Genomic DNA, 18,121 nt, shown 5'->3' with positions numbered 1-18,121 from the left:
GCTCCAACGGATCCACCGGTCTCCATACGGATTCACAGAGAAGAGGGACCATGTGTCTGGCAGTTCCGGGGCGTGTCCTCAGTACCGCCGAGGTCGACGGCACCTTGATGGCCCAGGTCGACTTCGGCGGGGTGCGCAAAGAGGTGTGCCTGCAGTACATCCCTGACGTGACGATCGGCGAATACGTCGTCGTGCATGTCGGTTTCGCCATCCAGCGACTCGATGAGCGGTCGGCCCAGGACACGCTGGCCAACTTCGAGAGGCTCGGAATCCTGGCGGAGGAATTCGGTGACGGGTTCGAACTCGCGGCCAAGCACAAGGAAACCCCAGAAGGAGTCGGCAGATGAAGTACCTCGACGAGTTCAGCGACCCTGATCTGGCGAAGAAGCTCCTGGACCAGATCCATGCCGCCACCACCCGGCAGTGGGCCATGATGGAGGTCTGCGGGGGCCAGACCCATTCGATCATCCGGCACGGCATCGACCAGCTGCTGCCCGAAGGCGTCGAGATGATCCACGGACCGGGGTGCCCCGTCTGTGTGACCCCGCTGGAGATCATCGACCGGGCATTGGCCATCGCCGCCCGCCCGGGAGTCATCTTCTGTTCCTTCGGCGACATGCTGCGCGTGCCGGGAAGCAGCCAAGACCTGTTCTCCGTCAAGAGTGCGGGCGGGGACGTCCGCGTGGTGTACTCGCCGCTGGACGCACTGAACCTGGCGCGGGAGAACCCGGACCGGGAGGTCGTCTTCTTCGGGATCGGCTTCGAGACGACCGCACCCGCCAACGCGATGACCGTGTACCAGGCCAAGCGCCTGGGGGTGCGGAACTTCTCCCTGCTGGTCTCCCATGTCCTGGTACCGCCGGCCATCGCGGCCATCATGGAGTCCTCCACCTGCCGGGTGCAGGCCTTCCTCGCCGCAGGGCATGTGTGCAGCGTGATGGGCACCTCCGAATACCCGCCCCTGGCGGAGAAGTACAAGGTCCCCATCGTGGTCACCGGCTTCGAGCCGCTGGACATCCTCGAAGGCATCCGCCGGACGGTCATTCAGCTCGAAGAGGGCCGCCACGAACTGGAGAACGCCTACCCCCGCGCCGTCCGCGACGAGGGCAACATCCCCGCCATGGAGATGCTGCGTGATGTCTTCGAGGTGACCGACCGGACGTGGCGGGGCATCGGGATGATCCCGCAGAGCGGCTGGAAACTATCCGGGAAGTACCGCGAGTTCGATGCCGAGCTCCGGTTCGACGTGACCGGCATCCGTACCGCCGAGTCGTCACTGTGCAGGTCCGGTGAGGTACTCCAGGGCCTGATCAAGCCGCACGAATGCGCGGCGTTCGGCAAGGAGTGCACCCCGCGCAACCCGCTGGGCGCGACGATGGTGTCGTCCGAGGGCGCCTGCGCCGCGTACTACACCTACCGCCGACTGGAACTGGTCGATGCCAAGTGACTGATGCGATGCAACGCGTGGGCGACCTCGATTTCGAGAGCTGGGTCTGCCCCGTCCCGCTGCGGGACACTCCGACCATCGTGATGGGACACGGCGGCGGCGGGGTGATGTCCGGAGAACTGATCGAGCATCTGTTCCTGCCCGCGTACGGCGCGGCCGCGGTAGCGGAACTGGGCGACTCGGCGGTCCTGTCCGTCGGCGGCACCCGGCTGGCGTTCTCCACCGACTCGTTCGTGGTGAAGCCGATGTTCTTCCCCGGCGGGTCGATCGGTGACCTGGCGGTGAACGGAACCGTCAACGACCTGGCGATGTCGGGCGCGACGCCCTTGTTCCTCTCCACCGCCTTCATCCTCCAGGAGGGCACCGAACTCACCGAACTCGGCCGAATCGCCCAGGCGATGGGCACGGCCGCGCATGCCGCGGGCGTCCGCCTGGTCACCGGTGACACCAAGGTCGTCGACAACGCCAGCGGTGACGGCGTCTACATCAACACCTCCGGGATCGGTGTGATCGCCGACGGGGTCGATATCGATCCGCGTCGCGCGCGGCCCGGCGACGCCGTTCTCATCAGCGGCGACATCGGAGTGCACGGCGTTGCGGTGATGAGCTGCCGCGAGGGCCTGGAGTTCGGCACTACCGTCGAGAGCGACACCGCCGCCCTGCACGGCCTGGTCGCCGGCATGCTCGCCACCGGTGCGGATCTGCGCGTCCTGCGTGACCCGACCCGCGGCGGGGTCTCGGCCTCGCTGAACGAGATCGCCCGTGCGTCGACGGTCGGCATCGACCTCGTGGAACGGGATCTGCCCGTCCCGCAGACCGTTCGGGACGCCTGCAGTCTCCTCGGGCTCGATCCACTGCAGGTGGCGAACGAAGGCAAGTTGCTCGCCATCGTGCCCGCCGAATCGGCGGATCAGGTACTGGAGGCCCTCCAGGCTCACCCGCTGGGCCGGTCGGCGTGCCGTATCGGCACCTGCGTAGCTGCTCACCCCGGGATGGTGGTCGCCAAGACCGCGCTGGGAGGAACCCGGGTGATCGGGCTTCCCATCGGTGAACAGCTCCCCAGGATCTGCTGAATGAGCGCCCAGGGCGCGCTCCTCTTCGCACGATACGCCTACCCGCCCAACGAGCTCGGCTACTGCGGTCCGGCCGACGCGTCCGCCCTGCTCGATACCGGCGCGACCGCCGATATCGAGCGGCGGGCGCGGCAGTTCGAGGGGGCTTGGTGCTACCTCGAATTCCTCGCGGAGGCGGCCGGACTCCCCGATCCGCTCGACGAGCGGGTGGTCGAGGCCTACTGGATCGGCAACGACCTGTTGGACCAGGCCGATTCCGCGGCGCTGATGGACCGCATGCTCGACCGGTTCCGCGGCCAGATCGGCGGCACCTGGCGCGAGGCCGCGCACCGTGCCCTCGCCCACCACAGCTTCCAGGTCTTCGACGTCTACCCCTGGGCGCACCTGCTCCGCACCAGCAGCAACCCGACCGCTCTGACCGTCCTCGATCAATGCCGCATCCGCACCGGTGTCGTCCTCGACGTCGACGGTGAGTCGGCGACCGTCACCTCCACTCCGCTGAGCTGGAACGGAACGACGATGGAGACCGGGCCACCGCGGCAGGAAGTGGTCCGCTGGTCGACCGGCGGCCGGACGCTGCTCGACGGAATCTCCCCCGGCGACCGCGCAGCCCTGCACTGGGACTGGGTGTGCGACGTGCTCACCGAGGACCAGGTCGCGCGCGTCGAGTCGCTGGAAGCCCGGCAACGCGGCGCGCTCGCCGGCCAGGCTCCTTGAGGGGAGACCTCGGCGTGTGACGGACCCGGTGCCGCCATCGTTCGGGTGACTTCACGGACGCGCGTCGGCCATGGGCGCGGGCCTGCGCGCAAGGATTTCCGGTCAGGGTCCTCACCTTCCCATCCATCGGGATCCGCTGGAGGTCGCCATGAACATCCTGCTGCTCGCCAGCGCGTTCAACAGTTTGACGCAGCGTGTGTACGTCGAACTGTCGGACCGGGGCCACACCGTGGCGGTGGAACTCTCCTGCGAGGAGGCAGCCCTGCGCGACGCGCTGCAACGGCACCGGCCGGCACTGCTCGTGGCACCGATGCTCAAGGAAGCAATCCCGGAGCCTGTGTGGTCCGCACACACCTGCCTGATCGTGCACCCAGGACCGTTGGGCGACCGCGGTCCGTCCTCGCTCGACTGGGCCGTGCAGGAGGGCGTCGACCGGTGGGGCGTGACCGTCCTGCGGGCCAACGCCGAAATGGACGCCGGAGACGTGTGGGCCTCGGTGTCCTGTCCGCTCCCGCAGTTGGGCAAGAGCGACCTGTACCGCAACGAGGTCTCCGACGCGGCGCTCGAAGCGGTGCTGCTGGCCGTGGGACGCTTCGCCTCGGGCACATTCGTCCCCCGCTCGCAGAGCAGCGCGGACCAACGGATCACCGTCACTACCCGGCCCTACTTGCGCCAGGAGACACGACGCATCGACTGGACCGCGGACAGTACCGAGACGGTGGTCCGCAATCTCCGTTCGGCCGACTCACAGCCCGGAGTACTGGATGAACTGCTCGGCGCCCAATGGTTCCTGCACGGCGGCCACCCCGAGGACACCCTGACCGGAGCCCAGGGCGACGTACTGGCCACCCGCGCGGGCGCGATCTGCCGGGCGACCCGCGACGGTGCCGTATGGATCCCGCGACTGCGGCCGCGCCGCCTTCCAGGACAACCGCCCACGTTCTCGCTGCCCGCGACCACCGCCCTGGGGGATCGACTGCCACCGGTACCGGAACTGCCCTACCCTCTCGACGGCGCGAGCGACGACCGCCGCACCTGGACCGACATTCACTACCGCGAACACGGAGAGACCGGTTTCCTCGGCTTCTCCTTCCCCGGCGGCGCGATGAGCACGACCCACTGCGAACGTCTGCTGACCGCCTACCGCTACGCGTGCACCCGGCCGACATCGGTACTTGTCCTCGGCGGCGGCCGCGACTTCTTCTCCAACGGCATCCATCTCAATGTCATCGAAGCCGCGCCCGATCCCGCCGCGGAATCCTGGGCCAACATCAACGCCATCGACGACGTGGTGCAGGCAATCCTGACCACGACCGACCGGTACGTGATCTCCGCGCTGGGCGGCAATGCCGCGGCGGGCGGCGTGATGCTGGCCCTGGCCGCGGACGAGGTCTGGTGCAGGACCGGTGTCGTACTCAACCCGCACTACCGGCGGATGGGACTCTACGGCTCCGAGTACTGGACATACTCCCTGCCGCGTCGGGTCGGCGCCGTCGTCGCCGAGCAGCTCACCGAGCGGGCAATGCCGGTAAGCGCCGCGACTGGGCAACGCCTCGGGCTGGTGGACCGGCTGTTCGACACCACCCCGCAGGATTTCGCCGCGCGGGTCGTCGCATTCGCTGTGCGGCTGGCCTCCACGCCCGCGACCCGGACCCGGATCGCGGCGAAGAAGGCAGAGCGCGACACCGCGGAAGCCGCCAAACCGCTGGCTGCCTATCGCGACGAGGAACTCAGCCGTATGCGCCAGATCTTCAACGATCCCGGCCGGCCCTACCACGCCCTACGCCGGGCCTTCGTCCACAAGGCGTAGGGCCGAGACACCGCGGGCGCCCATAACCTCATCCGATGGGATCCTCTGTCAGCGTCGGGTGAAATCTGGCTCAGTCAAGATTTCCGTGAAGCCGGTCGTGCTTCCGTGCGCCGGTGACGTACCGTCACCAGCCACGCGATACTCGTCGAGTGTGGAGAACTGCTGGAGACGGTGTTGCCGCACCTGGGCGGGGTGCGGGTGGAGCAAGTAAGCTGCGATGGTGGGGTGTTGCGTATCGCGGCCAGAACCCGAGGTGAGGCGGCCCCCGGAGTGTGGACACACCTGAGAATGGATCTTGACGGTCCAGGAAGGTGTAGGTCTCCATGGCAAGGCCCTCGAAGTTCAGTCCGGAGTTCCGGTCCGACGCGATCGCGTTGTGGCGGGCTTCGGCCGGCAGGCGAACGTATCGGGACGTTGCTACCGATCTGAACGTCAACCCCGAGACGCTGCGCGTCTGGGTGCGCGACGTGGACGGGCCCCCGGCGGACGGCGGCAAGGTGACGCCGGGAGATGCGGAGGCGGAGCTGGCCCCGGTTGCGGGCGGAGACCGCCCGGCTGCTGAAGGCCGAGAAAGAGTGGCAGCTGGACTCGCATAGAACCCCCTGTCCACACTCCGGGGGTCGCCTCACACGTCTTCTCGCTCGGTGCCAAGGCGAGCCTGCGCTACAGCTCGGCGGCCGGGTCCTCAGCCGCCGAACAAGACCATTCCGCCACCCAAGTGCCTGTTTCTGACCCCGGGTTCTGAGTAGCCTGAAAAGCCATACGCTGACAGCGTGTCCGAGGGCGCCGGGCGGGCTCGCGCCTACGGCGACCTGGATCGCAGTGGGTAATCACCCACCGCGGCAGAGGTCCTGGTTACCTATGCCTTCTGTTCGGCGTCGGCGGTGAGCAGTTCGGCGAGTCGACGGACGGCGAAGGACACGAATGGCTGTACAGGGACCAGGCGGCAGGGGGCCTGGCCGACCACGACCTCCTTGATGCCGATGTGCTCCTCGAACTCGCGGCCGACTGTGGGGAAGTGCGTGTCGTTGTCGTTGCCGACGTCGAGCGTCTCGACCCAGACCCGCTCGCCGTCGACGTTCAGCGGGAAGCGGCGGACCTTGAGGCGCGGGCTGGGCGTCAGAGTTTCGGCGTAGTGCAGGAACGTGTTGCGGTTGTGGCCGACCCCGACGAGGAGGATGTATCCGCCGATGTCGTGCAGGTGACCGAACGGTGATGTGCCGCCGACGGCGAAGCCGAGCGTCTGGCGGCCCACAAGGGCGGCGGCGTGAGCGCCGACGGCGGCGACAGATGCCTGGGGGTGGGGACTGCGCACGCTGTCGGGTAGAGCGCGCAGTGCTTCTGCGATGGCTCCCATGCTGGATTGCAGGCCTGGATGGAAGATGGGCACAGCCGCGCGTCGTTCCTTCACCGCGGCGTCGGGGACACCGACGTGGGCGGGGTCCGGGTCCGCGACTTGCCAGGTGAAGGCAGGCGTAACGAGCGTCCCAGTGGGCCCGACCACATTGCGCAGGCTTTCGACCACGGTGGCGGCGCCGCCTTCGACGTGGCCGAGGCTGGACAGCGATGAGTGCACGATCAGGGCCATGCCCTCCTCGACCCCTACCTCGCGCCATCCTTCCACCAGGTCAGCGGCAGTCAGTCCGCCGCTCCGCGGCCCCGTCGATTGCATGTGGGCATCTCCATCTCAGCTTCGGTGTGTTGCAGAACATATCCGAGCGCGCCGTCCGTCGGCTCAGGCGGGGGCATGGAGGCCCCAAGGCCCACGCCGCCAACGCTCCCGGGAGAAGACTCGACGCGCCGCTCGCCTGCCGGCCAAGCACCAGGGCACCGAAGTAGATGATCGTCACCGGATTGAGCAAGGTCAGCCCGAGCAGCCCGGCATACGCCCGCCAGGGCGAAGACGTCAGCCCGCCGGGTGCCCGGTCGAGGGCCTGGGTTCAATGCTGCCTCACTACGGTGATGCCGGTCCGGACGGCCAATGCGATCAACACGATCGCCGCCGTCCAACGCAGCGGGACGGCCACCGGCTCGACCAAGCTGGCCGCACCTGATCCGCCCAGTGCCGCCGCCATGGCATACAGCCCATCAGCTGTCGCGACCCCCAGCGCGGCGGCAGCACCGACGCGCAATGAGGTCCGAGCTGTCAGACCAACCAGCAGGGCCGCGATGGCACCGACCGCCATGGCGATTCCATACCCGGCCAGCAGCCCCGCGACCAGGACCTCTCTCATCTCGCTGAACCGGACCGGCTCGCCGAAATCGATGACGAAGTGGTGGGTCAGGCAGGAGGCGATACCGCCAGTGGTGCGCTCCACATCCCGTTCGGCCAGCGCCCGTATCGCGTTCTCGTCGTAGCCCTCGGCAGCTGATCGGGGCTTGCGGCTCTCGCGGATGGGCGCCCCATCCCTCACGGTGCGGCCTGGTGGTCGGCTCTTTCGAGGGGGCAAGTCGGCTCTGGTTCCTGGGTTCTGGCCGAATCGGTGGCTGGGAGCCGGCCGGCTTGAAGGCCGGGGAGGGCGGCGAGGGCCAGGTGGGTGTGGGGGTGGTGCGTGAGGTGGGCGGCGATGACGGGGTCGGTGCGGGCGAGGAACGCGAGGTGTCTGATCGCGTGTGCGACGACGTGGTCCGTGGCCAGGCCGGTTGGCTGTGGGCGGCTGGGGTGGTCGGAGCGGGCGATGGTGTGCGGGTCGGCGAGGACGACGGCCGGCTTGCTCGGCTGGGGGTCCGGGTGGACGAGGTAGGTCAGGATGATGTGGCCCTCGTCAGTGGCCCGCCAGCTGGTGGAGTGCACGACGTGCTGGTCATTGCGCTCGTCGAGCTGGTCGAGGTCCGCTGGGTTCCCGAGGTCCGCCAGGTGGCGGGCGGTGTGGTCGGGGTCTGCGTGGCGTTCGAGGGGGACGAGCCGGCGGCGGTAGGCGAAGCCGCCGGCCGTGTCGTGTCGTAGGAGCAGCGTTTCGATCAGGACCGTCGGCGGTGCGGTGTAGGCGGCGGCGGTTCCCGGTGGACTGGTCGTGTCGTGCATCGGGGTGCGCTGCCTTCCGGTGCGGGTCGCATGACGTGGCCGACGTCGGGCCGGCCTCGGCGCGCGGTACCGGTGCCCCACGGCCTGCTGACCGTAGACCGACACTATTGCGGGGCATGTGCAAGAGCGAGTCGAGGGCGCACGAATGGGCCAGGTGTTACTCGCGTGGCGGCACAGCAGTGTCAGCTCCGGTGGGAGGAGCCGAGTCGTTGGCGGTGAGCCGCCACGAGGTGCGCTCGGACGAGTCGCGGATTTCGATGCCGCCGGCTGCGAGGGCGGCGCGCAGGTGGTCGGCGAGGTGGAAGTCGCCTCGGGTGCGCAGGCGTTTGCGCAGGTCGAGCAGCGGATCGAGGATACAGCCGAGGGTGCGGCCGGGTTCCAGCATGCCCTGCTGGGCGGGCAGAGTGAGCTGGCGGATCATGCCGCGCAGGACGGTGCGGGCCCACTCCCCGCCTTGGTCCTCCTCCATGTCGGCGGCCCACTCGGTGATCACGGCCTCCAGGTCGAGGATCGCGTCGACCATGCTCCCGGCGTCGTGAGCCGCTCGGGCGGAGTCGAAGCGGGTCTCCGCCGCATGGACGGCTTCCTGGAGGGTGGCGGGTGCGGCGGTCGTGATGGCAGGCGTGGCAGGCGCGTTCGCGTGGTGATCTGCGGGGGTGGTGCGTGGTGCGGGGAACTCCGTCAGCTGTGCCGTGCCGGTCACGAGGTTCCGTAACCGCTCCAGCGGCAGGGTGGTGCCGGCGGGAATCAGGGTGCTGACGCCCCGTCGGCGAAGGGTCATCACGCCGTGTCCCCACACCCGTGCGGTGTCGGCGCCGAGGTCGACGATGACCGCGGTGTGTTCGTCGATGCCCAGCACAGCGCTGTCGTGGGGAAGGTGCTGCTCCAATGCGGCCAGCCGCGTTTCGCCGAGGTAGCAGTAGCGGGTGTCGTGGGTGCGGCCTTCGGCGTTGTCGTAGTGCGGGATCACCGCGACCGGCAGACCGAGCGCGCCGAGGACGTCCAGGCCCTTCAGCCACACCGGGGGGTGCCCGGCCTTGTAGACCTCGTATACGGGCAGCGCGACGAACCCCACGGTGCACGCCGCCGCGGACGCCATCACCGTCACCCCGTACCCGCGGCGCACACGCTCGACCAGGAGTTCTCCCAGCCCCTGGGCATGCCAACGGCCCAAGGCGTAGGAGGGGCTGCCGGGGCCGGTGAACACCCAGGCCGCCCGGCGCACCTGGTCGCGTGTGCTGTCCAGGATGTCGTCCGCCGGCGTACTCGGTTCCGCATCGGGGACGACCGCGGTCGTGAGGCCCACGCTGCGCTGGAAGTAGTCCCGGGCGCGGGCGGAGATGTCGTCGCGGTTCACCTGGAATCCGTACGGCGTCTCCAGGATCACCGCGGCCGCATCACGGCCCAGGTCCGCGACCAGCTCGCGGTGCAGGGTCACCATGGTGGGGCTGGTCTCACCCGAACCCATGAGTGCCAGAACTCCACGCTCAGCCTTCACCGCCCCACCCCCCCATGGCGCCCGATCACCGGGCACCAGCGCCCGTCAGCTGCACACGCCCGCCGTGCCCGTATCCGTACCCCGCCGGACTGCGATCCATCCGGCCGCGCCGGCACAGTTGGGCCGGGCCCATCACTCGTGTACGCCTCGTCGAGCACGATCCGCAGCACCGTGCGTCCCACGCCAGGGCTGTGGAAGGGCAGCATTTTGTCAGCGCGCGCACCGACGCCGATGCGCGTGCGCGCAGGGCGGTGAGCTGCTTTGCTTGCGGGAGCGCACCGACAACGACGGCCCCACGGCGCAGACCCGGTCGTCAGCGAGGAAGGTTGCGGTCCATGGCGAGCAAGCCGAAGTCCGCGCAGCAGCGCTTCGCCGACCTGGTCGACGCGCTCGGGTGCCTTGACGGGGTGAGCGCGCCCGTGGACGAGCCGGGACGTGAGGGCAGGTTCGGCGGTGCCGCGCTGAAGGTGCACGGCAAGATCTTCGCGATGCTGGTGCGGGAACGGCTGGTAGTGAAGCTGCCCCGGAGCCGGGTCGACGTGCTTGTGGATGCCGGCGAGGGCATCCGGTTCGACGCGGGCCGTGGGCGGCCGATGCGCGAGTGGCTGTCGCTGGACCCTGGCGCGCGGGTGGGCTGGCAGGACCTCGCGGGTGAGGCCCTGGCCTTCGCCGACCGCTCCCCGGCGTAGGCGCCGCCAGCGGGCCCCGATCCCGGCCGTGCCGATGGCCGCCAGCTCGCTCCACCGCGCGGCGGCCTGGCGGCGGAGAAATGCGCGAACAGCAGGAACCCTTTTGGAGCCGAAACTCCTCGGCATGCGGAGGATCACGGGGCGAGACGTCTCTCCATGAACGACACCTCGACGGACTAGCTGGTCGCCGGCTGACAACCCGCACGCGATCGCAGTATCGGAAGCGCAGTGGTGGCAACGCACCACAGCCCTGTCCGTCCGCCGAATCCATGCGGGTGACGAGGGAGGCGGCGGCTTCGACACACGGCAGATCGGCGCACGGCAACTGTGCATCGCGTTGATGCAGGTGTTGATGGCGGAGAAGCTGGAGCAGATCGCCGTCGGTCAAGCGCTCGCCATGGCGCGCAAGCGATTCGAAGACGTGCTGCCCGGTATCAAGCACATGCGCGACGGCCTGACCCGCTTCGAGGACTGGTCACGCGGGAAGGGCATCGGACCGCAGGCAGGACGCGTAAAAGCGGGGTGACGCAGCGCGCGACGTGGCACGTTACTTCTGGAGCTTCGGCTACGACTCGACCGCCGACACGATAACGCTGGGGCCCTGCAGCATCGACGTGAGCACCGCGGACCGCGTCGCGGCCGAATTGGCGCACGCGATTTACGTGGCTTCGCGCGAGGACGGCAAGTAGAACGCGGCCGATCTTCATGACCGAAGCGTGCAGGCGCTCGCGGCCGCCGGAATTCCCCTGCGGAGAGCAGGGGGAAGCGGTGCTGCTCTCGACAGGGCATGACCTCCGTGTATGGCTGTCGCTTGACTTGGGCGTTCCTCCCGACGGGCAGCAACGCCAAAACCTGTCGACTCGGGTGTGCAGCGCTCTGGACCGAGCGGACCTTCTGATGGGAATCTCATGCAGGTCCGCTGCCGCTGTCAACCCACCCCCGCCCGCGGGCCAGGGGTGGGTTGGCCAACCGGTTCGTGGGGCCATGGGTGACTGGCGAAACCCGCGGGACTCCTGTGAGCCACCCCGGTGGTCACGGCGAGCCGCACGGGTGACGGGCTCGTGCCGTCGGCGCCTGTGGGGGACCGGTCGGATACGAGTGGGGTCGTATGTTGTTGTGCCGGCCAGCCGACGGCTGGTCTGCCACGAACGTAGGCCGGTCCATCACTATCGGGCTGATCTCGCTGATCCCGGAGGCATCTCTTGGTAACTCGCGACCCTGTGCCGTCCACCGAACTGCGCCCTGCCACCATCAGAGAGGCCCGTCATGTCGGCTGACCGGGAACGAGGGGCCGCCGGGGACGGCGGGCGCCGGTCGGCGATCCGGATACTGCTCGGGGGCGGTGCCGCCGCAGCTGTGGCGGGCCGCGTTCAGCCGGCTTGGGCGGCTCAGGCAGATACGGCTCCCTGGCCGCGCCGAGGCCCCTCGGCGGCAGTTGCCTCCAGCTCCACCGGCCGGGTGCGGGAGTTCTGGATTCAAGCCGACTCCTTCGAGCACAACGCGGTGCCCAACGGGTACGACGGCATGATGGGGCGGCGATTCTCCCCCGACCAGACCACCTTCTGGGCGATCGGTTTCCGCGCCTACACCCCGAGCTGGGGCCGGCCGCTGGACGCAGACCTGGGCACGGACGGCATCGGCACGAATGCCGGAATCCCCGGGCCGGTGCTGCGCGCCGAGGTCGGCGACACCATCCGGGTGCATTTCCGCAACAACGACGAGCACTACAGATGGCCCCACAGCATCCACCCGCACGGTGTCCAGTACGACCGTGACAACGACGGCGGCTGGCTCGCTGACGATCCTCGGCACCCAGGGACCGCAATTCCCTTCGGCGGTACCTACACCTACACCTGGCATTGCCAGGGCAGCTCGGTCGGCACCTGGCTCTACCATGACCACTCCGTTCCGCAGGCGATCCCCGCACCCGCCGGCGCCGCATCAAAGGGCGGCACGGCCGACACAATGGGCAGCGCTGAAGCGGTGATGGAGATCGGCGCCGAACTCGGCATGCTGGGCATCCTCGTGGTAACTGACGAGAACACACCGCCCGTGGACCGCGAGTTCACGCTCTTCCTGCACGACGCGTACACCGATGACGTGCCGTCACTCGCCCAGGACCTCGACATGTTCAACGGCGGCGCGTTCCTCGACAACACGCCCACCTTCACCGCGAGGGTCGGCGACCGGGTGCGCTGGCGTATTGCCGCGCTGGGCAAGGAATTCCACGTTTTCCACATTCACGGACACCGATGGGAGAGCAATCAGGGCTACCAGGGATGGGTGGACTCCCAGATCCTCGGCCCTTCCACCACCCTGACCGTGGAGTACACCGAGGACAACCCCGGCGATTGGATCTACCACTGCCACGTCACCGACCACATGACTGGCGGAATGGTCGGACGCTACCGCGTCCACCCGTAGCACTCCCACTCCCGTTCGCGGGCCCGCCGCAAGCTTGGGAGTGACCCGAACCGATGGGGAAACGCCGCGGTCGACGATCCGTCACACTGCTCATGGCGGTTGCCACCGTCGTCTCCGCGCCGCGCACCCGATGACCTCACTGCGCATCGCAAATAAAGTGATGCGGGACCGGACCGGGCGGTAGGTAACCGCCGGGCGCACCGTGAAGGCTGTGCTTGGGGCGGGTCCTGGTGGAGGAGGCGTGGGTCCAGTCGTAGGGCCGCATCCCCTTGGCGCCGTCCCCGCAGGAGCGGCGTTCCCACTGGTCACGGGTCTTTGCGTAGTGCAGCAGGTCATCGGCTCGCTTGACGGCCGGCTGACGCGCCTTGCCCGGCGGGCCGTCAAGCGGCAGGTCGACCGGGACGCCGAAGACGTACGGCGCGCTCTGCCGGTGACACCAGGCGCGCAGTTGCGGGTCCCGTCCGTAGCCGGCGTCCGCCAGGATCCAGGCGAACGGCACCTGCGCGGACCGGGCCTGCTCGAGCATGGCGATGGCCGGCTCGGGCTTGGTGGCGAAGGCGACCTCGTCCGGAATACCGGCCTCCCCGCAGCGGTCCCGGTCGGTGGTCCAGTCCTCGGGCAGACACAGGCGCCGGTCGATGAAGGCGTGCCCGGCGGCGGTGGCGTAGCTGAGCATCACCATGACCTGGCAATTGCGGACATCACCGGTCAGTCCGCAGTGCTGGAAGGCCACGCCGACCGACTAGCTGCCCTTCTTCTGGGCCTGCGTATCGTCGATGACCAGCGACGCTTCCGCATCGCCCAGGTGATCCACCACGTAGTCGCGGACCGCGTCGCGCAGCCGGTCCGCATCCCACACCGAGCCGGCTCCGGCGTTGCCGGGTCGCAGCCGCCCGGCCAGGGCTTCGCCGGTGTTGGCCAGGAAGCAGCGGATGGTAGCCGAAGCCGCCTTTGTAGGTGGGTGCGGCCTGTTCCTTCTCGGAGTGGCAGGTGACCAGCGTGGCGTCGAGGTCCAGGACCAGGCCGGGCACCTCGCGTCGGCCAGCCTTCACCGCGGGTATGCCGGAGCCGGTCTCGGCGGCCTGCAGCCCGGCCACCTCCCGGGCTGCGGCGCGGGCCGACCGCAGCCGGTCCAGTACGGCCTCGTCGATGTCGGACAACAGCCGCCATGCCGTCGGCGTGGAGGCTACCGCGCCGAACACCTCGCACTGGTCCCGCAGCACGGCGAGGCTAATGCGCGAGGACGGCCTGGAAGGCGTTATCCGCGGGCAGCGACGCCGCACGACGATCCCCGAACCGTCCGCCCCAAGGCCGCCCGACCTGGTCAATCGGCACTTCCGTGCCCACCGTCCGAATCAGCTGTGGGTCGTGGACCTGACCTACATCCGCACCTGGTCGGGCTGGGTCTACGTCGCTTTCGTCCTGGACGTGTACTCCCGGATGATCATCGGATGGCAGCTCGCCACCCACATGCGCACCGATCTCCCGCTCCATGCCCTCGAAATGGCCTTGTGGCGGCGAGGGATCAAGAAGGGGTCGGGCCTGGTTCATCACAGCGACCGCGGCTCGCAATACGTGTCCATTCGCTACAGCGAGCATCTGATCGAGGCCGGCACGATCGCGTCGGTCGGCTCCGTCGCCGACAGCTATGACTGTGAGGGCCGAGGCCCTCAACGGCTCCTTCAAAGCCGAACTGATCGGGCACCACGCCCCGTGGCGCTCCGCTGACCAGGTCGAACGCGCCGTCGTCGCGTGGGTCGGCTGGTACAACACCGAACGCCTGCACTCCGCCCTCGACTACCTCCCGCCCGAAGAATTCGAGGCCCAGCACCACCGATCCCAGGCGACCACGAACACCGCCTGAAACCACACAAAACGGCCGCTACGAAACTCAGGACAGCTCATCCCGCCCCGGCACGGGCCGCTCCGGCCGCAAGCGGACCTATTCGCCTTTCGTGACCTTGCGGATCCGGCCTGCCGGACGCGAGATCCGCCGGGCCGTCGACGGCCCCGAACTGCCCGAGTGCTGGCTGCTGGCCGAATGGCCCGCCACCGAGCCCGAGCCGGTCCAGTTCTGGCTCTCCGACCTGCCCGCCGACACCCCGCTGACCACCCTGGTCCGCCTCGCCAAGCTCCGCTGGCGCATCGAGCACGACTACCGGGAGATGAAGCAGGCCCTGGGCCTGGCCCACTTCGAGGGCCGGACCTGGACCGGCCGGCACCACCACGTCACCCTCGTCTCGGTCGCCCACGCCTTTTGCACCCTGCAACGACTGACCCAAGCCCCAAAAGCAACGGCGCCGGCCTGAGCCTCTACCCGTCGACGTGGAAACGGCGAGGAAAAGTGGGGGTCGAAGTCAGCGGGGGCGGGTGGCTTGCGCGCTGCTGTGGCGTTGCGGCGCATCTAGGTTGCCGATCGGTATTCCGCGCCGAGATGAACATGAGGCGGGCGCCACTGAGCACTGCGGCGGTCCCTACGCACGCGAAGGCCCAGAGAACGGCCGGTTCACCGGCGCGGACTCCCGCGATCAGCAAGCAGAGCGAAGCAATCGACGCTGCCGTCACGAAGGCGGCCTCAATGCGACGACCTGCTATTTGCTCCCAGCCGGGATGGCGGGAGGGCGATCCCAGACTCCGCAATCGGCGATCGAGCCGCCGATGGTGATGGCGTAGGCCAGCTTCTATCTCCCCCCAGGACGCGCTGCTCACGCTCAGTAAGACCGACTCCGCCCCTTGCGATCGCCACACTCTCGCCGGGATCCGAGAAGCGGATGTCCGCGCGATTTGATTCGTTGTCCCACCGCCCCGGTCCTCGGGGAATGACAAGGATGTCGGTAGCGGTTCGCATGGCTGCCGTGTTCTGCCAGGCATTCAGCCCTCGCGATCATCGGCGACGTGCCCGGTGCGTGCCACGTGTGGATCCGGATCCCCTCCGGTCGGTCCGGGTAGCCGTCACAGGCCGCTGGCGTCTGTCGCAATGTCGTAAGGAGTCGCTGCCATGGTCGGGCCATGGTTGGGGAATAAGGTCAGATCGGCCACTTTGTGCGATTGGGAAGGAACAAGATGGACGCACCTGATGACGGACAGGAAGCGCGCCGCCCACCTCCGGAGTCGCAATCGCCGGAGGACGGTGCGAGCGCAGCCGGCGCCGAAGCCCCGGAACCCCCGCCGCGAGGGGACCGTGTCTCACAGGAGTCTGTGGAAGGGCAGAGCGACTCCGAGGCCGATGTCGTCTCGGAGCCGCAGCCGCAGCCGCAGCCGGAGTCGGAGTCGAAGGCGGAGTCGAAGGCGGAGTCGAAGCCGGAGTCGAAGCCGGAGTCGGTGTCGAGGCAGGGGCGGCTTCGTGCCCTGTTGGGTTCCGGTCCGCCCCCGGGCCCCGCTCGGCCGGGTTTCTGGCGCAGCCCGTTGCGTGGTCCGTGGCTGACTTCGGTGTTCGGGTTGGTCCTGCTGGTGGGTATCACGGTGTTGTTCGTGACCGGGTTGCTGTCGTACGCGGCCTACAATCCGGACTTGTCGCCGGTTAATGATCAGACGCCGGACAAGGGGCTGCTGGGCTTCTATCTCTTCTCCTGGCCCACGCACCCGTACTGGCTCTACCGGCTCCTGCAGGGTGTCCACGTCACGCTGGGTGTGGTGCTGATCCCGGTGCTGCTGGCCAAGCTGTGGTCGGTGATCCCCAAGCTGTTCTCCTGGCCACCGGTACGCTCGGCCAGTCACGCGTTGGAGCGTCTGTCGCTGCTTCTCCTGGTGGGCGGCGCGCTGTTCGAGTTCGTCACCGGAATTCTCAACATCCAGCTGCATTACATCTTCCCCGGCTCCTTCTACACCCTGCACTTCTACGGGGCGTGGGTGTTCATCGGCGCCTTCATCGTCCACATCGCGTTCCGCATTCCCATCATGGTCCGCGCCCTGCGCAGTCGGCGGCTACGCACCGAACTGCGCACCCCGCTGGAACGGACCGAGCCGGAGCCCGCGGATGAGACGGGTCTGGTCTCACCCAGGCCGGCCCCGCCGACCATGTCGCGACGCGGGGCGCTGGGAATGGTAGGGCTCGGCTCCCTGAGCTTGCTGGTAGTGACTGCAGGACAGAGCATCGGAGGGCCGCTGCGCCGCACCGCGTTGCTGGCGCCCCATGGTGGACGGAATCCGGGCTCAGGACCTGGCGGGTTCCAGGTCAACAAGACGGCGGCCGACGTCGGTATCCGAGCCCGCGACATCGGACCGGACTGGCGGCTGACCGTGCGTGCGGGAACCCACCAGGTGATCCTCACACGGGAGCAGGTGTTGGCGCTGCCGCAGCACACAGCAGCACTGCCGATCGCGTGCGTGGAGGGATGGTCCACCGACGACCAGCACTGGTCGGGGGTACGGCTGGCCGATCTGGCCGCCCTCGTCGGTCTGCACGACAGGCCGCCAGGCGTAGCTGTGGAGTCCGTCCAGCGAAGCGGCGCGTTCCGCTCGACGGTACTGCGGGACAATCAGGTCCGCGATTCGCTGTCGCTCCTGGCGCTACGGGTCAACGGAGCTGACCTCACCCCGGACCACGGATATCCCGCCCGCATCATCGTTCCCGCCAACCCCGGGGTACACAACACCAAGTGGGTCACCCGCCTCACCTTCGGGAGCACGCTGTGAAGAGCGTCAGCGAGCGCTACGGCGCCTCCCCGCTCCACCTTCTGCTTGTCCTGTGCTCCTTCGCCCTGACCCTCTACGCAGGAGTGCGGCTGCTCAAAGGCGACACCCTCGGCGTCGTCATGTGGTTCGTGGGCGCCGCCCTGCTGCACGATCTGGTGCTGCTCCCCCTGTACAACCTCACCGACCGCTCCGCGCAACGCCTGCTCCGCACAAGACAGGGCACCGGAATACACCACCGGTCCCGGAGGTCTTGGATCAACTACCTGCGCGTTCCTGCCTTCGTTTCACTCCTCCTACTCATCACCTGGTATCCCCTCATCCTTCGCAAGGTCCCCGGCTACCACCTGGCCACCGCGCTACCGCCCGGCGTCTTCCTCGGCCGGTGGCTGCTCATCACCGGCGCACTCTTCGCCGCATCAGCCCTCTGCCTGATCACAGCCATGTGGCGCGGCCACGCGGCACCACCTCCACCACCCGCGCAGAACGAAGGTCCGGCCCGTCGGCAAGAACCTTCGCCACCAGGACCCCTCCTCAGCACGCCACCTGATGGGACATCACCGCAGAGTCACAGCTGAAGGGCCACGACGCGGCCAGGGATGTCAGCGCGGTTGGATGCGGGCGTTTCATTGACATCCTCTCCGCTCTAAAGGGCGGTGATTCCCTCCGTGCTGCGCAGGGATGGCGCGGTGTTTGGGTGGGTTCGTGCTTCATCGCGCTGTGTCGGAACAGGTTCCGGTCTTACCTGTGCTCCACGGGCGTTTTGGGTCTCCGCCTGTCCGGCGGCGGCCTTGGATCCTTCGGTT

The 18,121-nt window shown here is 68.4% G+C and carries 18 protein-coding genes and 2 pseudogenes; 15 read left to right on the top strand and 5 right to left on the bottom strand.

The features are described from left to right. The first annotated feature begins 50 nt into the window (after positions 1-50). The 6 genes from QMK24_RS32475 (at position 51) to QMK24_RS42005 (ending at position 5,643) form a co-directional block, all read left to right on the top strand. Positions 51-347, top strand: a complete 297-nt coding sequence (locus QMK24_RS32475) for a HypC/HybG/HupF family hydrogenase formation chaperone (protein ID WP_283470451.1) — start codon at positions 51-53, stop codon at positions 345-347. Beyond that, on the top strand, positions 344-1,447 hold the full coding sequence (gene hypD, locus QMK24_RS32470) for a hydrogenase formation protein HypD (RefSeq protein WP_283470450.1): 1,104 nt from the start codon (positions 344-346) through the stop codon (positions 1,445-1,447). The genes QMK24_RS32475 and hypD overlap by 4 nt, the downstream gene beginning before the upstream one ends. Positions 1,448-1,455: 8 nt before the next feature. Further along, positions 1,456-2,520, top strand: a complete 1,065-nt coding sequence (gene hypE, locus QMK24_RS32465; RefSeq protein ID WP_283470449.1) for a hydrogenase expression/formation protein HypE — start codon at positions 1,456-1,458, stop codon at positions 2,518-2,520. After that, positions 2,521-3,237, top strand: coding sequence for a DUF6390 family protein (locus QMK24_RS32460; RefSeq protein WP_283470448.1), 717 nt, complete (start codon positions 2,521-2,523; stop codon positions 3,235-3,237). It abuts the gene before it with no gap. Between the two features lie 148 nt (positions 3,238-3,385). Beyond that, positions 3,386-5,047, top strand: coding sequence for a hydrogenase maturation protein (locus QMK24_RS32455; RefSeq protein WP_283470447.1), 1,662 nt, complete (start codon positions 3,386-3,388; stop codon positions 5,045-5,047). 323 nt (positions 5,048-5,370) lie between these two features. Continuing rightward, positions 5,371-5,643 carry a transposase gene (locus tag QMK24_RS42005; RefSeq protein WP_502962651.1) on the top strand — a complete coding sequence of 91 codons (273 nt, stop codon included), beginning with the start codon at positions 5,371-5,373 and terminating at the stop codon, positions 5,641-5,643. 263 nt (positions 5,644-5,906) lie between these two features. On the opposite strand, the gene QMK24_RS32450 is transcribed toward QMK24_RS42005, so the two are convergent. The 4 genes from QMK24_RS32450 to QMK24_RS32435 form a co-directional block, all read right to left on the bottom strand. After that, on the bottom strand, positions 5,907-6,719 hold the full coding sequence (locus QMK24_RS32450; protein ID WP_283470446.1) for an AAC(3) family N-acetyltransferase: 813 nt from the start codon (positions 6,717-6,719) through the stop codon (positions 5,907-5,909). 268 nt (positions 6,720-6,987) lie between these two features. Then, positions 6,988-7,365, bottom strand: a complete 378-nt coding sequence (locus tag QMK24_RS32445; protein ID WP_349307923.1) for a hypothetical protein — start codon at positions 7,363-7,365, stop codon at positions 6,988-6,990. Between the two features lie 92 nt (positions 7,366-7,457). Further along, entirely contained in the window at positions 7,458-8,072 is a 615-nt protein-coding gene (locus tag QMK24_RS32440; protein ID WP_283470445.1) for a hypothetical protein, read from the bottom strand. A 157-nt stretch (positions 8,073-8,229) separates the two neighbouring features. Then, on the bottom strand, positions 8,230-9,540 hold the full coding sequence (locus QMK24_RS32435; RefSeq protein ID WP_283470443.1) for a hypothetical protein: 1,311 nt from the start codon (positions 9,538-9,540) through the stop codon (positions 8,230-8,232). Between the two features lie 365 nt (positions 9,541-9,905). Between QMK24_RS32435 and QMK24_RS32430 the strand changes: the two genes are divergently transcribed. The 4 genes from QMK24_RS32430 (at position 9,906) to QMK24_RS32415 (ending at position 12,683) form a co-directional block, all read left to right on the top strand. Then, on the top strand, positions 9,906-10,259 hold the full coding sequence (locus QMK24_RS32430; RefSeq protein ID WP_283470441.1) for a hypothetical protein: 354 nt from the start codon (positions 9,906-9,908) through the stop codon (positions 10,257-10,259). 352 nt (positions 10,260-10,611) lie between these two features. Continuing rightward, positions 10,612-10,785 carry a hypothetical protein gene (locus QMK24_RS32425; RefSeq protein WP_283470439.1) on the top strand — a complete coding sequence of 58 codons (174 nt, stop codon included), beginning with the start codon at positions 10,612-10,614 and terminating at the stop codon, positions 10,783-10,785. Positions 10,786-10,798: 13 nt separating this feature from the next. Next, positions 10,799-10,948 (top strand): hypothetical protein, encoded by a 150-nt coding sequence (locus QMK24_RS32420; RefSeq protein ID WP_283470438.1) that lies wholly within the window; start codon positions 10,799-10,801, stop codon positions 10,946-10,948. Between the two features lie 769 nt (positions 10,949-11,717). After that, the gene (locus QMK24_RS32415) at positions 11,718-12,683 is read left to right on the top strand and encodes a multicopper oxidase domain-containing protein (protein ID WP_283470437.1); all 966 of its coding nucleotides are present in this window, start codon (positions 11,718-11,720) and stop codon (positions 12,681-12,683) included. A 136-nt stretch (positions 12,684-12,819) separates the two neighbouring features. Here QMK24_RS32415 and QMK24_RS32410 read toward each other — a convergent pair. Beyond that, positions 12,820-13,548, bottom strand: a pseudogene (locus tag QMK24_RS32410) (IS701 family transposase); the annotation flags it as partial. Positions 13,549-13,832: 284 nt separating this feature from the next. Between QMK24_RS32410 and QMK24_RS32400 the strand changes: the two are divergent. From QMK24_RS32400 to QMK24_RS32385, 5 genes and pseudogenes are all read left to right on the top strand, one after another. Beyond that, on the top strand, positions 13,833-14,411 hold the full coding sequence (locus QMK24_RS32400) for an IS3 family transposase (protein ID WP_502962650.1): 579 nt from the start codon (positions 13,833-13,835) through the stop codon (positions 14,409-14,411). Beyond that, complete coding sequence (locus QMK24_RS42000) at positions 14,338-14,547, top strand: integrase core domain-containing protein (protein ID WP_502962649.1); 210 nt, start codon at positions 14,338-14,340, stop codon at positions 14,545-14,547. The genes QMK24_RS32400 and QMK24_RS42000 overlap by 74 nt, the downstream gene beginning before the upstream one ends. Positions 14,548-14,584: 37 nt before the next feature. Continuing rightward, positions 14,585-14,992: pseudogene (locus tag QMK24_RS32395) on the top strand (transposase); the annotation flags it as partial. A 1,042-nt stretch (positions 14,993-16,034) separates the two neighbouring features. Continuing rightward, positions 16,035-17,318: a molybdopterin-dependent oxidoreductase gene (locus QMK24_RS32390; RefSeq protein WP_283470471.1), complete on the top strand. Its 1,284-nt coding sequence runs from the start codon at positions 16,035-16,037 to the stop codon at positions 17,316-17,318. Beyond that, positions 17,315-17,893 carry a hypothetical protein gene (locus tag QMK24_RS32385; protein WP_283470435.1) on the top strand — a complete coding sequence of 193 codons (579 nt, stop codon included), beginning with the start codon at positions 17,315-17,317 and terminating at the stop codon, positions 17,891-17,893. The genes QMK24_RS32390 and QMK24_RS32385 overlap by 4 nt, the downstream gene beginning before the upstream one ends. Positions 17,894-18,121: the final 228 nt, after the last annotated feature.

The sequence above is a fragment of the Streptomyces sp. PH10-H1 genome, assembly GCF_030063355.1.
Taxonomy (GTDB): Bacteria; Actinomycetota; Actinomycetes; order Streptomycetales; family Streptomycetaceae; genus Actinacidiphila.
The sequence above is the reverse complement of the archived record's forward strand: the minus strand, read 5'-3'. Positions and strand labels throughout refer to the sequence as shown.